Genomic DNA, 13,831 nt, shown 5'->3' on the forward strand with positions numbered 1-13,831 from the left:
TTCTTTTAAGAGCTGTATTTGTTCTTGAACCAAACTTTTTGCCATTCCCGTTTTAGGAGTAAAAAAGAAACTTCGGCTGAAATGTCCACAGCATCAGATGCTGAAATCTTTCGCACCTCATTTTCTGAAATATCAACCACATACAAAAGATTGAGGTACTGATCAAACTTTTCAACAATCAACACATAGACTTTTTCGTGAAGAAGGGCTTTTAGTTCAGCAGGAGGAATATCAACAGAAAGTTTAATGGGAACGTTGGCCAGTTCAAAATCCTTTTTCAGCTGAAGCACCAATTTTTTATAGAGCTGCTCCTTTTGGGCCGTCTCCAATAATTCCAGACTATTGTTTATGTTGGATAGCATACCTAATTTACGACCAAAATGTATCTTAGGGTTTATTCGGATTTATATATTTTTCCTTCCTTCATTACAAAGACCGTATTTTTTAGCGTGCTCACATCTTTTTCGGGATTCCCCTCAACCGCAACAATATCGGCGATGTAACCTTCTTTGATCTGCCCTAAACTATCTTCCATACCCAAGAGTTTCGCATTGGTTATCGTAGCAGAACGAAGAGCCTCCATAATGGGCATACCTCCTTCTACCATATATACAAACTCACTGGCATTCTCACCATGGGGAAACACCGCAGCATCCGTACCAAAAGCTATTGGGACACCCTTTTTATAGGCCATTTTGAACATGGCTTCTATTCTAGGACCGATTTCTCTGGCTTTTTGGGCAACAACCTCTGGATAATATCCTGGAATCTCAGCTTTGGCAGCAGCCTCTTTTCCTGCAGATATGGTAGGCACCAGATAGGTATGGTGCTCCACCATTAGATCCATGGTAGCTTCACTCATTAAAGTTCCATGTTCAATGGTATTTATACCGCCCAAAATAGCTCTTTTTATCCCTTCATCTCCATGGGCATGGGCAGCTGTGAGCATATTATAGTCCTTGGCCGTTGAAGTTATTTCCTTTATCTCCTCAATGGTAAACTGAGGATTTTGACCGCTTTTGGCCACACTTAAAACACCTCCCGTTGCCGTAATCTTAATGACATCCGCACCATCTTTATAACGTTGCCTTACGGCCTTTCTGGCATCTTCCGGAGAATTGACCACCCCCTCCTTTGGTCCAGGGTCTCCCATAAGATCTTTTTTCATACCATTGGTTGGGTCTGCATGACCTCCGGTAGTTCCAATGGCCTTACCGGCTGTAAAAATCCTTGGGCCAACAATGGCTCCTTTATTAATGGCATTCCGTAAAGCAATGTTTACACCACTTCCGCCCAAATCACGAACCGTGGTAAACCCAGCCATTAAGGTATTCTTTGCGTAGACTGTGGATTGAAGTGCCACATCAGCTTCATTCAATGTAAACTTCTGTATATAGGTATTTGGGCTGGATTGTCCTTCCATGTGCACATGCATGTCAATAAAACCCGGGAGCACTGTTTTATCTTTTAAGTCGATTACCGCAGCATCAGCAACGCCTGTTTGATATCCATTACCTATGGATTTAATCGTATTGCCTGAGATTATTATTGTCTTTTCGGTAAGAATCTTTCCTGAATTGACATCAACCAAACGACCACAATGCAGATACGTTTCTTGGCCTAATAAAATAGTAGTAAAAAGCGAAAGGAAAAGGGTAATCAGATGTTTCATGATGGGGGTTAATTAGTTAGACCCCTAAAATACATATACATTCCCTCATTTCCATGGAAAAGAGCTTAGAGTACAATTGATTTTCAAAAAAAGCCTGTCCAAAAAGACAGGCCACTATGATATTAAGGTTGTTAACCTCTCACCTTCTTCTCCCATTCCCATGCCGATTTCATGGCTTCATCCAAGGTGGATTCCGCTTTCCATCCAAGGACCTCATTGGCCTTTGAAGTATCTGCATAGGCCTGGATAACATCTCCAGACCTTCTGTCCACGATTTTATAGTTTAATTTTTTTCCAGACACACGCTCAAAACTATGGATTACCTCCAATACCGAGCTACCGGTCCCAGTTCCAAGGTTAAAAACCTCATAATTGTCTTCATTTTTGTCATTGAGCAAACGCTGCAATGCTTTTACATGCGCTTTTGCCAAATCCACTACGTGGATATAATCCCGAATACAGGTACCATCCGGTGTTGGATAGTCATCGCCAAAAACCGATAATTGTTCCCGTAATCCAACTCCTGTTTGGGTTATATAAGGAACCAAGTTCTGAGGCACTCCCAAGGGCAACTCACCGATATTGGCACTGGGGTGTGCTCCAATAGGATTAAAATACCTAAGGGCAATGGCTTTAATATCTGGATTTACCTTACACGTATCCCGGATAATTTCCTCGCCAACTTGTTTTGTGTTTCCATAAGGTGATTCGGCGGGTTTTACAGGAGCGTCTTCGGTAATTGGCATTTTATCCGCTTGGCCATACACTGTGCATGAACTACTGAAAATAAAGCTGGCTCCTCCCTTTTTCTTTAACTCTTGAAGGATGTATACCAACACTCCCAAGTTATTTTCATAATACAACAAAGGCTTTTCCACACTTTCCCCAACAGCTTTTGATGCCGAAAAGTGGATTACGCCCTGAACATCGCTATGCTTTTTAAAGAAATTTTGGACTTTGGATTTTTCCCTCAGATCCAATTCTTCAAAAATGGGACGTTTCCCAGTAATGGCCTCAATCCCATCCAGCACATCGATGGATGAATTGGAAAGGTTATCAATGACAACCACCTCAAAGCCTTCATTTTGCAATTCAACAACGGTATGGGAACCAATAAAACCCAATCCTCCCGTAACAAGTATTTTCATCTTATTTATTTACAAAGTCAATGACCAAGTTGGTAATAAATTGAATCTGTTCATCATCCAATTCGGTATGCATGGGGAGCGAGATCACTTCTTGTACCAATTGATTGGTCACCGGAAAATCCTCTTCATTGTAACGGTCATCCGCATACGCTTTTTGCTTGTGCAACGGAACTGGATAATACACACCACAGGGAACGTTGTTATCCTGTAAATGTTGTACCAATCCGTCCCTTTTCCCATTCAATATTTTGATGGTATACTGGTGGAACACATGACAATCACAGGTACTATTTCCTCCTTCACAGACACATGTGATTTTTGGCACCACAATGTTTTCCTGTCCCTCAAAAGCCTTACTGTATTTTGATGCGGCTTCCCATCGCTTTTTATTATACATATCCAATTTGGGAAGTTTTGCCCGTAAAACCGCAGCTTGAATGGAGTCTAAACGAGAGTTTACCCCAACTACATCGTGGTAATATCTTTTGTACATGCCATGGTTTACCATTCCCCGAATGGTATGGGCCAGATCATCGTCATTGGTAAAAATGGCGCCGCCATCTCCATAGCACCCTAAATTCTTGGATGGGAAAAACGAGGTGGACGACACATGACCCATGGTTCCTGCTTTCTGTTGTTTTCCATCTGCGGAAGTATAAGTAGCACCAATGGCCTGGGCATTGTCTTCTATCACATAAAGGTTATGCTTTTCGGCCAGCTCCATAATGGCATCCATATCAGCACATTGTCCAAATAGGTGAACAGGAACAATGGCCTTGGTTTTTGGGGTAATGGCTTTTTCAATGGCTTTTATATCGATGTTGAAGGTATCTGGTTCCACATCTACCAAAACCGGAGTTAAATTTAGCAGAGCAATGACCTCAACAGTAGCGGCAAAGGTAAAATCGGCGGTGATTACCTCATCTCCCGGCTGCAAACCAAGTCCCATCATGCAAATTTGAAGGGCATCGGTACCATTGGCACAGGGAATTACGTGTTTTACACCCAAATATTCCTCCAGTTCCCTTTGAAAAGCATGCACATGGGGTCCGTTTATGAATGCCGAGGAATCCAAAATCTCTGCAATGGAATCATTGACCTCATTTTTTATGCCTTCGTATTGACCTTTAAGGTCGACCATTTGTATTTTTTTCATCCGAATAAATTATGCTTCAAAATTAAGAAATAAAGATGCCATAATGCCCTATTGATGAAAGAATGTATTTTAGCAAAATATGATGCTCTCGCGTTTTGTTTATTCGATGTTGGTAAAGCTGTCCTGGTACGCCCTACAAGTGATTGCTCTCTTCAATCCGAAGATAAAATTGTTTGTTTCTGGGCGAAAGGAGACGTTTGCTCAACTGGAAGCCACTCTTCTGGAAGGAAGCAAGTCCATCTGGATGCATGTGGCTTCATTGGGTGAATATGAACAAGGTCTGCCCATTTTGGAACAGCTTCGAAGCGCCTACCCCAATCATAAAATTGTATTGACTTTTTTCTCTCCATCTGGATATGAAGTGAAGAAAAACACATCTGCTGCCGATGTTGTGGTATATCTTCCCATGGATACGCTTTCAAATGCTTCCAAGTTTTTGGATAAGACTAATCCTGAACTTGCCATTTTCATCAAATACGAGATTTGGCCCAATTATCTGTACCAATTACAGCAAAGAAACATTCCTACCTTATTGGTATCTGGCCGCTTTTTAAAAAAACAGATTTACTTCAAACCCTTGGGGGGTTTTATGCGGAACAGCTTAAAAGCCATTTCCCATTTCTTTGTGCAAGATGAAACGTCGAAACGCCTATTGGAATCCATCAATTTTAAAAACACAACTGTCAGCGGAGATACTCGTTTTGACCGAGTTTCTGAAATTTTAAAGCAGGACAACCATCTGGATTTCATGTCCAAATTCAAAGGGGATGCATTTTGCGTAGTAGCTGGCAGCACATGGCCAGAGGATGAGGAAATTTTGATCAATTTTATCAACAGCACCAAGCATCCGATCAAATTTGTCATAGCACCTCACCAAATAAAACAAGCCCATATTGACCATATTACCAGCGCCATTTCCAAAAAGACCATCTGCTATACCCAATTGGGCAATGAAGACCTTTCCAAATACGATGTGCTCATTATTGACACTATTGGCCTGCTGACCAAAATTTACAGCTATGCCGATGTGGCCTATGTGGGAGGTGGATTTGCCACAGGACTGCACAATACCTTGGAACCTGCTGTGTTTGGTATTCCCGTTATCATCGGCCCCAATTTTAAAGGATTCAAAGAAGCTGATGATCTTGTGGCCCAAAAAGGCATTTTACCTATCCAGAATCAAGAAAACTTCACTGATTTGATGAATGGTTTTGTTACCCATCCTGAATCCGTCACGAAAACTGGAAAAATCAATTCAAATTACATCAATACCAATTTGGGCGCAACCACTTTGGCAATGAATCATATTAAAGAAATTCTCTAAATTTTAGTTAGCTTTAGCAAAATTGAGCCAATATGGACAAGCGTATTTTTAGAATTTCTGTAACCGCTGCCCTAGCGGGTTTTTTATTTGGTTTTGATACTGTGGTTATCTCTGGGGCTAACCAACCCATTAAAGAGCTTTGGGGCACCAATTGGTTTTTGGGCGATTCCATTTTCACTTTTCACGGCATTTTTATCATGTCCATGGCACTTTGGGGCACCGTTTTGGGCTCACTTTTAGGAGGTATTCCCACTGACCGCTTGGGAAGAAAAAAAACCCTTTTTTGGATTGGAATTCTCTATTTAGCATCTGCGGTAGGCTCTGCTTTCGCGCCCGAAGCCTATAGTTTTTCATTTTTTAGGTTTATTGGTGGCGTTGGGGTTGGTGCCTCTTCTGTGGCTGCTCCTGTCTATATTTCAGAAATTTCAACGGCCGAAAACAGGGGAAGGTTGACCGCCATGTACCAGTTTAATATTGTTTTTGGTATTCTGATTGCTTTTATCTCCAATTATTTAATCGGGGTCATTTTTGACGAAAGCATAGCTTGGCGTTGGATGTTGGGCATGGAAGGATTACCGGCCTTGATCTATACCTTAATGGTGGTTAAGATTCCTCATAGCCCTAGATGGCTTCTCATGAAAGACCGGGAAGAATCTGTGGTCATCCAGTCATTGACCCTGTTAGGAATTGATACGGAACAGGCAACGATTCACCTTACCAAAATAAAAGTGGCCTTGCAGGACACTGCCGAGAAGCATAAGGAAAATCTTTTTTCAGGGAAATATAACAAAGCTTTGGTGCTGGCCTTTTTGATTGCCTTTTTCAACCAACTTTCGGGAATCAATTTTGTGCTCTACTACGCCCCAGAAATTTTGGAACGTGCCGGATTGGCCACTGGCGAATCCCTTTTCAGTTCCATTTCCATTGGAATCATAAATTTGATCTTCACTTTTGTGGGGATAGCATTAATCGACAAATTGGGTCGTAAACAATTGATGTATATTGGTTCCATTGGCTATATTATAAGTTTGGCCATGGTAGGCTGGAGTTTTTATTCGGGTGCCAGTTCTGTGCTACTGCTGATCTTCATATTAGTATTTATTGCCTCCCATGCTATTGGACAAGGGGCCGTAATTTGGGTTTTCATCTCAGAAATATTTCCCAATAAGGTTCGCTCTTATGGTCAGTCTTGGGGAACGGGAACCCACTGGGTATTTGCGGCATTAATCACATTATTGACCCCAACCTTTCTGGATTCGGAGATAGGAATTTTTAAGGACAACCCTTGGCCCATCTTTATCTTTTTTGCCTTTATGATGGTGCTCCAGTTGCTTTGGGTCATTTTTATGATGCCCGAGACCAAAGGGGTGAGTTTGGAGGAATTGGGAAAAATGCTGAGTAGCAAAAACGGTAAATCCAGTTAACACAACCACTACTCTATAAATTCAACCTTTAATCGAATAACCCTTTGGTTGTTAGGGGCAATAACTGAATAATTCCGTACATTGGAGTAAATTACACTATTATGTCTGATGAAATTTCTTTTGGGAATAAACTTATGGTTGGGTTTTTACGAATAATGGTCTTTGTCCTCATCATTATTTTGATTGCAATACCCGTTTGTATCTTGTTGGACTTTTTAGGCATTTTGGAAGCGATTGGCCTATCCTCTTAATAAAAAATGATTTCCTGTTCCCCCATTTTGTCCGTTATCAGTTTAATATAGGTGTCAATCGTCTTATCAACCTTTACCGTCTCGGTAACGTCAAGATCACCCCTCCAAATCAATTCCATTTCCTTCCCATCACAAATACAATACAAGGAGGTTTCCACGTGATATATATTGAATGAGTCATAAGACTCAGGGTCATAATAAATATCTTGATGCTCCAGATAGTCCGTGCTGAAACGCATGAACATTCTATCAATGTTGTGCACCTTTTCCTTTAGCGTTCTCTTGTTTTCAGTAGCAACCACCTTGGTAAACAAAATGGCATCAAAATCTTTATCCAACAATTGTTGCTCCACTAAGGCAATTTCTTCTTCAGACCTTTGCGCCGATGTAAATTCAACATCAAAAACATCAATGCTGCGCATGGCTTCAATCTGTTTTTCTTCCAACTTATCGGCCAATCTACTCTCAAACTCCATGCGGATATTCTCATCCTGTGCCAAACCCACTACCAGAACCTTGTGGGCATCAAAAAGCACAATATCTGGATTCTTCCAGGTGCTTACAAGCTTGGTACTGGAACAGCTCATGAGGAGTAAAATACCGATGACCCCTATTTTTGATTTCATTGGAATGAATTTAAAACTTCATGCGCAGCAAAGATATATTTTAATACGTTGAAAATGTTTCTTGTCTTTTTTCCAACTGCCTTCTTAAATCTTCAACTGTTTTAGCCATGGATTTCTCAAAATCATCGGAGTTGGATTTAGCAAAAATCCGGGGACCGGGTGCACTCAGCTCGATTTCGCACACCTTACCTTCACCGGTTTTATCATTTTCTTGCTTAAATAGTACATTGGCCTTGATCAACCAACTGTACTTATTCTCCAAACCTTCCAGTTTTTTCATTAAAAGTTGTGTTAATGATTCACTGGTTTGCATCTTTTGATATTGAACATGTACTTCCATGATAATTGTTTTGATTTATATTCAAATCTATAATACTTAAAGAGTAAATTAAATGACAAATGTCAGCTTAGAATTGCATTATTGTCCCAAGGAGAAGGGTTGTCCCGTGCTCTGCAATACTGAAAACCAAAATTCGCCCTCTAAATCTATCTTTTTCCGTTTTTTGGTCACTTCGGCGATGGGTACATACACATATTTGTTGTTGACTTTACTGGCTACAAATTTGGTCTTCCCAGCCATGGCACCATGTACGGCATGATACGCCAAACGACTGCAATACACACTATCACTGGAATTGGCCGGTGCACTCCGTACAATATAGCTTGGGTCGATATATTTTATGGTGACCGATGTATCCTGAAAATGCTCCGCTATTTTCTCTTTCAAGAATAGACCAATATCCTTATGCTTTATATTGCCCGAAGCATCCTTGACCCTATTCTCATCCTCAAACAATTGCTGACCTGCCCCTTCCGCCACAACAATTACAGCATGCTTTTTTTGTTCCAAGCGGCGCTCCAAAACCTTTAGGAAACCGTCATCACCTCCCAGAGTAAAATCCATTTCGGGAATGAGCACAAAGTTAACTACGGGCATGGCCAAAGCAGCTGAAGCAGCAATAAAGCCACTATCCCTGCCCATCAATTTTATGATGGTGATGCCGTTATACGCCCCAGTTGCCTCATTATGGGCATCCCGTAGGATGGGACTGGCCACATCAAACGCAGTTTCATATCCAAAAGATTCATCAATCAGGTCAATATCGTTGTCAATGGTTTTTGGAATCCCCACCACACTGATTTTTGAATTTCGCTTCATAATTTCCTCACCAATGGCATTGACCCCTTTCAGTGTTCCATCTCCGCCAATGGCAAATAGCATGTCAATCTTGTTCTTTTCCAAAGTATCCACCATCACCGAAACATCTTGCCCTCCGCGTGAAGATCCCAAAAAGGTTCCTCCAAATTGATGGATGTCCTTTACCTTGTCTGGTGTCAACTCCACAAATTGATGGCCCTTTTCCGGATTGAGTCCTTCATACCCGTAGGGTATACCAATAATCCGCTTTACGCCGTAGAAATAATGCAGCGCCATAACCACACCTCGAATCACATTATTGATTCCCGGGCATAAACCACCGCAGGTAACAATTGCAGCCGAGGTTTTTCCGGGCTCAAAAAAGATATCTTGCCTAGGACCTGCCTTTTCCAAACACAACGGTTCTTCCCCCTTTTGAAGACATTGGTTGTACCCTTCCAGGGACAAATCAAAGACGAACCTGTCCGCATCTCTGATGAAATTAAAAATCTTATCTCCCTTAACCTCGCTCAATTGCAAGGGGGATTTGAATTTGGCCGGGCCTAGGTTTTCTATTTGAAATTGGTTTTTGCTATCCACTTTGGTCTGTTCTTAAAAATGTTCGGTCAAGCTGTGATGCGAATCAATCAGCGGCCCTCCATTTAGGATTTCGTCTGAAGCTTGACTCGCAAACTTATCAAAATTTAAATGGAAGGAGTGTGCCAATTGAATGGCCTTGCTCACATAGGCTCCTTTTTGCAACCAAGTGTTCATGGGGTCCAACAACTCCGATGGCACACCTGGACAATATTTGGGCATATGTAATCCAAAGATAGGGTGTACATCCAAATCAACATCATCCAATTTCCCTTCTAGAATGGCGGAAATCATTGCCCGGGTATATTTTAACTTTATTCGGGATCCCACACCATAAGGGCCACCACTCCATCCGGTATTGATCAACCAGACATTTACTCCTGCAGCAGTCATCTTATTGCTCAACATTTCAGCATAGACTGCAGGATGCAAGGGCATAAAAGGTTCTCCGAAACAAGCTGAAAACGAAGGTACAGGCTCATTGATTCCCGCTTCGGTACCTGCTACCTTGGCGGTATAACCTGAGATAAAATGGTATGCCGCCTGACCTGGTGTCAATTTGGAGACCGGGGGCAATACGCCAAAGGCATCACAGGTGAGGAAAAAGATATTCTTTGGGTTGGATGCATACGAAGGCACTTGAATATTGTCAATATGGTCAATGGGATAGCTCACCCTGGTATTTTGGGTTATGCTGCTGTCAAAATAGTCCACTTCTTTGGTCCCTTCCTTGAAAACGATGTTTTCCAGAAGCGCACCAGGACGGATGGCCCGAAAAATATCGGGTTCCTTTTCCTCGGTAAGATCAATTACCTTGGCATAACAACCTCCTTCAAAATTGAATATGGTGTCCTCCTTGGTCCAGCCATGCTCATCATCCCCGATTAGTTTACGGTCCGGGTCTGCGGACAAGGTGGTCTTTCCAGTTCCGGAAAGTCCAAAGAAAATGGCGGTGTCCCCTGCTTCACCCACATTGGCCGAGCAGTGCATGGGCAATACTTCTTTTTCTATGGGTAGAATAAGGTTTAGGGCCGAAAAAATACCTTTTTTCATCTCACCGGTATAGGCCGACCCTCCGACCAAGGCTATTTTCTTGGTGAAATTCAAGATGGAGAAATTGCCACTTAGGATTCCTACTTCCGAAGGATTGGGCGCTTCATAGCCAGGAGCACAAAGCACTAACCATTCTTCTTCAAAGTTTTCCAGTTCACTTTCATCCAACCGCAAAAACATATTTTTAATAAAGTAGTTGGACCAAGGGTATTCGGTAACAGTCCTTACATTCATGCGATATTTGGGTTCGGCGCAGACGTAGGCATCGCGCACATAGACTTCCTTCCCACTTAGATACTTAACAATCTCACTGTGAAGTTCATCAAAGTTTTCAGGGGAAATCGGTTTATTGATCCGGCCCCACCAAACCTTGTCTTTTGTATAGTCGTCCTTCACCAAAAAACGATCTTTGGGAGAGCGTCCGGTGAATTTTCCAGTTTTTACACAAAGGGTACCATTTTCCGTCTCAACACCCATCCCCTTTTCCACCGTTATTTTTTGAAGGGTTTCGGCATTAAGATTCCAATGGGCAGTAACATCCTTTAATCCGTACTTACTTAAGTCTTTAGTTGTGCTCATATTTGTTGTTTTTATAGGTTAGAAGTTCCAAATCCATGGAACCAATAGTAGTGTTGCCAAAAAAAATAAGAGAAGTAATGGTCCTCCCACTCTTACATAATCCAAAAATTTGTATCCCCCCGCTGCCATCACCATGGCGTTGGTGGTTGTACCCACTGGGGTTAAAAAAGCGGTTGATGCACTTACCGCGACGGCAATCATAAACGGTTTTGGTGATACTCCCAATGTCATTGATGCCATAATAGCAATAGGTGCCATTAAAACTGCCGTGGCTGAGTTGTTAATGGCTTGACTGAACGCAGCGGTCAACAAAAATATCCCGGCCAAAAGTGCTGATGGGTGTATGGCTCCCAAGCTCTCCACCAAACTATTGGCTGCCAATTGGGCCACGCCCGTTTTTTGCAAAGCCAATCCCATGGGAATCATGGCCGCAATCATTACAACACTGGTCCAACTGATACCCTTGTAAGCTTTCGAGATGGGCACACAACCGGTCAACATCATAATTCCAGCACAAATCAAAGCTGCAATTGCCCCAGGAAGTATATTTAGCACCAAAAGCAGTATCATTAAAATAAGCGTGCCAAGAGCAATATAGCTTCTTGGAGTGAGCACATCCACATTTTTGGCCAGGGCCTCTGGACTTCCAGAAATCACCAAATTTTCATACATCGATGTGAGTCCCTCAATATTATCCCATTGGCCACGAATGATGAATGCATCGCCTGCCTCAATCTTTATTCTTCCGTCCAAAGGGCGATTGTGTCTTGAGGCGGCCAACAACTGTATTCCAGCTTGGCTTAAATAGTGTCCCAATGGAATGGTTTTCCCCACAAAAACGGAGTTTGGGGTAATAATCATTTCGGCCATACCTACTTCTTGATTGATCAACTCTCTTTTGAGGGTGTCTTTTTCGGGTTTCCACGGCACTACCCCCAAATGAAACTTCAAAACCAATTTATCCACATCTTCAGCTTTTCCCTTTACCGTAATAATATCGTGATAGCGCATTTCGGTATCATCACCGGGCATTTCCACGAACTGGGGTATGCCTTGAAGTGGATTGGGGTGCCTTCGTTTTAATCGCATTACGGACACTTTGTGGGTTTCCTCAAAATCCCAATCGCCTATATTGGTGTTGATCAATTGGGACATGGATCTAACCCGCAAACGATACATATTGTCGCCAATACTGTAGTTCTTGATCCATTTATGCATCTCTTGGTCTATGGCCATAGGTCTATTGTCTGTTCGGTGATTGGGGAGCAGTTTATATCCCAAATACCGAAAATAGAGTATGGATATGACCAATAAAGGGACGCCTATCAATCCAAATTCAAAGAACGAAAATCCTGTGACCCCATTTTCTTCCAGTGCATTGCTCACAATGATGTTGGGCGGGGTTCCTGTTAAGGTGAGCAACCCACCCGTATTTGAGCCAAAAGCTACAGGTATCAATAATTTTGAAGGCAATGTACCTGCATTCCAAGCCGCGGTGACCGTAACTGGCAATAACGCAGCTACCGTTCCCGTATTGCTCACAAAACCAGAGAGCAAACTGGATCCCAAGGTTATGATGACCAACAATCTGGGCACCTTCTTTTTTGCCCATCTAACGAAACACTGGCCTGCAACTGCCGTCCAACCAGTTCTGGAAAGTCCTTCACCGATAATGAACAAGGCGGCAATCATTATCACCGTTGGGTTGCTGAAGCCCGTCAAGGTTTCCCCAATATCCAATATCCCGGTCAAGTAGAGCGAAAGCATGGCCATCAGGGCCACCACGTCTGGAGGAAACTTCCCCCAAACGAATAGTATGATCGTAATACCCAAAATAACCAGCAGTGGCAGCATGCTTTCTTATTGATTGGGGTTAGTGTATCAGTCCAATGCCAGAACCGGAATCTCTGAATGCAACGTCAACAGTTTTGTTAAACGACCCTCGGACGGGCTACTCTTTTCGGTATGGTTTCTGGGCAAAATGGCCAACATATCAATGTTCTTTTCATTGATGTAATCCAAAATACCTTCTTCCACATCTTCATTTTTATTGAATGTATGTTCCACATAAAAATGCTCCAAGTAGTATTCCAACAAGTTCTCTGTGCTGTCCACTATAGATTCCTCCGCATAAACCGATTCCTTATAAATGGTCAAGACGTGGACTTTGGAGTCAAAGGTACGGGCAATGTCCAAGAGGGTGGTCAACACCTCTTTATCGTCAATTTTTTCGCCGCCCATGACCAAAGCAATGTCCTTAGGCTCTTTGATGCTGCATCCATAAGGGATTGATATTACCGGGCAATTGGCATCGAGTACCAATCTAGAGGTATTGGTAATGGCCTCATCGGTGATTTTGTCTCCCATGGTGCCCATCATGATCAAATCTGCATTGCTTTCCTCTTCCACTTTTAGGATGGTACTGATCAAATCACCAGTAGCAGTTTGAAAATCAGGTTCTACCTTCAACCTTACATTGAAGGATTCCAGCACTTTTGCAAAATCCTTCTTTAGTTCATCTTCTTCCGCTTTGCTGGTTGGCATTACACCCACGTATAAGGCTAAAATGGCAATGGGTCGGTCTGATCCCACAAAATTGGCCACGTACTCCAATGCATTCAAAGAGGCTTCTGAAAAATCGAAAGGGACTACTATTTTTTTAATATTGCTCATACCTCAAATTTTAAATTATTCAAAACTTTCATTTCAAAAGTAGAGTCGTCCTGCGACCTAAAATATGACAGAAGTCAGGTTTCTAACTTTTGAACCATATTAACAAAAAATCTCCCTATTTAAAAGCCTTCAGAGTTATTTTTTGAAATGATAATGGTTATATTTAAAAACAACAAAAGCATGCTAGTTT

At 42.1% G+C, this 13,831-nt stretch carries 12 protein-coding genes; 2 read left to right on the top strand and 10 right to left on the bottom strand.

The window, feature by feature from the left end; translation table 11 throughout:
* Positions 1-5: 5 nt before the first annotated feature.
* The 4 genes from J0X14_RS11735 to J0X14_RS11750 form a co-directional block, all read right to left on the bottom strand.
* Positions 6-362, bottom strand: a complete 357-nt coding sequence (locus J0X14_RS11735) for a hypothetical protein (RefSeq protein WP_207097964.1) — start codon at positions 360-362, stop codon at positions 6-8.
* 32 nt (positions 363-394) lie between these two features.
* Positions 395-1,672 (bottom strand): metal-dependent hydrolase family protein, encoded by a 1,278-nt coding sequence (locus J0X14_RS11740; RefSeq protein WP_207097965.1) that lies wholly within the window; start codon positions 1,670-1,672, stop codon positions 395-397.
* A gap of 131 nt (positions 1,673-1,803) precedes the next feature.
* The gene (galE, locus tag J0X14_RS11745; RefSeq protein ID WP_207097966.1) at positions 1,804-2,820 is read right to left on the bottom strand and encodes a UDP-glucose 4-epimerase GalE; all 1,017 of its coding nucleotides are present in this window, start codon (positions 2,818-2,820) and stop codon (positions 1,804-1,806) included.
* A gap of 1 nt (position 2,821) precedes the next feature.
* Positions 2,822-3,976 (bottom strand): DegT/DnrJ/EryC1/StrS family aminotransferase, encoded by a 1,155-nt coding sequence (locus tag J0X14_RS11750; protein WP_207097967.1) that lies wholly within the window; start codon positions 3,974-3,976, stop codon positions 2,822-2,824.
* A 79-nt stretch (positions 3,977-4,055) separates the two neighbouring features.
* On the opposite strand from J0X14_RS11750, the gene J0X14_RS11755 reads away from it, so the two are divergent.
* Together J0X14_RS11755 and J0X14_RS11760 are read left to right on the top strand one after the other, a co-directional pair.
* Entirely contained in the window at positions 4,056-5,300 is a 1,245-nt protein-coding gene (locus J0X14_RS11755) for a 3-deoxy-D-manno-octulosonic acid transferase (RefSeq protein WP_317194447.1), read from the top strand.
* 32 nt (positions 5,301-5,332) lie between these two features.
* Positions 5,333-6,724, top strand: a complete 1,392-nt coding sequence (locus J0X14_RS11760) for a sugar porter family MFS transporter (RefSeq protein WP_207097968.1) — start codon at positions 5,333-5,335, stop codon at positions 6,722-6,724.
* Positions 6,725-6,971: 247 nt separating this feature from the next.
* On the opposite strand, the gene J0X14_RS11765 is transcribed toward J0X14_RS11760, so the two are convergent.
* From J0X14_RS11765 to J0X14_RS11790, 6 genes are all read right to left on the bottom strand, one after another.
* Complete coding sequence (locus tag J0X14_RS11765) at positions 6,972-7,601, bottom strand: hypothetical protein (protein ID WP_207097969.1); 630 nt, start codon at positions 7,599-7,601, stop codon at positions 6,972-6,974.
* 40 nt (positions 7,602-7,641) lie between these two features.
* Entirely contained in the window at positions 7,642-7,941 is a 300-nt protein-coding gene (locus J0X14_RS11770) for an HPF/RaiA family ribosome-associated protein (RefSeq protein ID WP_207097970.1), read from the bottom strand.
* A gap of 78 nt (positions 7,942-8,019) precedes the next feature.
* Positions 8,020-9,339: an ATP-dependent 6-phosphofructokinase gene (locus J0X14_RS11775; protein ID WP_207097971.1), complete on the bottom strand. Its 1,320-nt coding sequence runs from the start codon at positions 9,337-9,339 to the stop codon at positions 8,020-8,022.
* Between the two features lie 12 nt (positions 9,340-9,351).
* The gene (gene pckA, locus J0X14_RS11780; protein WP_207097972.1) at positions 9,352-10,968 is read right to left on the bottom strand and encodes a phosphoenolpyruvate carboxykinase (ATP); all 1,617 of its coding nucleotides are present in this window, start codon (positions 10,966-10,968) and stop codon (positions 9,352-9,354) included.
* Positions 10,969-10,986: 18 nt separating this feature from the next.
* Positions 10,987-12,822, bottom strand: coding sequence for an SLC13 family permease (locus J0X14_RS11785; RefSeq protein WP_207097973.1), 1,836 nt, complete (start codon positions 12,820-12,822; stop codon positions 10,987-10,989).
* 27 nt (positions 12,823-12,849) lie between these two features.
* A complete protein-coding gene (locus J0X14_RS11790; protein ID WP_207097974.1) occupies positions 12,850-13,641 on the bottom strand; it encodes a universal stress protein in 792 nt (263 codons plus the stop codon).
* Positions 13,642-13,831 lie beyond the last annotated feature (190 nt).

Source organism: Allomuricauda sp. CAU 1633 (assembly GCF_017313225.1).
Lineage (GTDB): Bacteria > Bacteroidota > Bacteroidia > Flavobacteriales > Flavobacteriaceae > Flagellimonas.

Excerpts from the sequence above, each read along its gene's own strand:
- J0X14_RS11735 (WP_207097964.1), bottom strand. The coding sequence starts at position 362 with ATGCTATCCAACATAAACAATAGTCTGGAATTATTGGAGACGGCCCAA.
- J0X14_RS11740 (WP_207097965.1), bottom strand. The coding sequence starts at position 1,672 with ATGAAACATCTGATTACCCTTTTCCTTTCGCTTTTTACTACTATTTTA.
- galE (WP_207097966.1), bottom strand. The coding sequence starts at position 2,820 with ATGAAAATACTTGTTACGGGAGGATTGGGTTTTATTGGTTCCCATACC.
- J0X14_RS11750 (WP_207097967.1), bottom strand. The coding sequence starts at position 3,976 with ATGAAAAAAATACAAATGGTCGACCTTAAAGGTCAATACGAAGGCATA.
- J0X14_RS11755 (WP_317194447.1), top strand. The coding sequence starts at position 4,056 with ATGATGCTCTCGCGTTTTGTTTATTCGATGTTGGTAAAGCTGTCCTGG.
- J0X14_RS11760 (WP_207097968.1), top strand. The coding sequence starts at position 5,333 with ATGGACAAGCGTATTTTTAGAATTTCTGTAACCGCTGCCCTAGCGGGT.
- J0X14_RS11765 (WP_207097969.1), bottom strand. The coding sequence starts at position 7,601 with ATGAAATCAAAAATAGGGGTCATCGGTATTTTACTCCTCATGAGCTGT.
- J0X14_RS11770 (WP_207097970.1), bottom strand. The coding sequence starts at position 7,941 with ATGGAAGTACATGTTCAATATCAAAAGATGCAAACCAGTGAATCATTA.
- pckA (WP_207097972.1), bottom strand. The coding sequence starts at position 10,968 with ATGAGCACAACTAAAGACTTAAGTAAGTACGGATTAAAGGATGTTACT.
- J0X14_RS11785 (WP_207097973.1), bottom strand. The coding sequence starts at position 12,822 with ATGCTGCCACTGCTGGTTATTTTGGGTATTACGATCATACTATTCGTT.
- J0X14_RS11790 (WP_207097974.1), bottom strand. The coding sequence starts at position 13,641 with ATGAGCAATATTAAAAAAATAGTAGTCCCTTTCGATTTTTCAGAAGCC.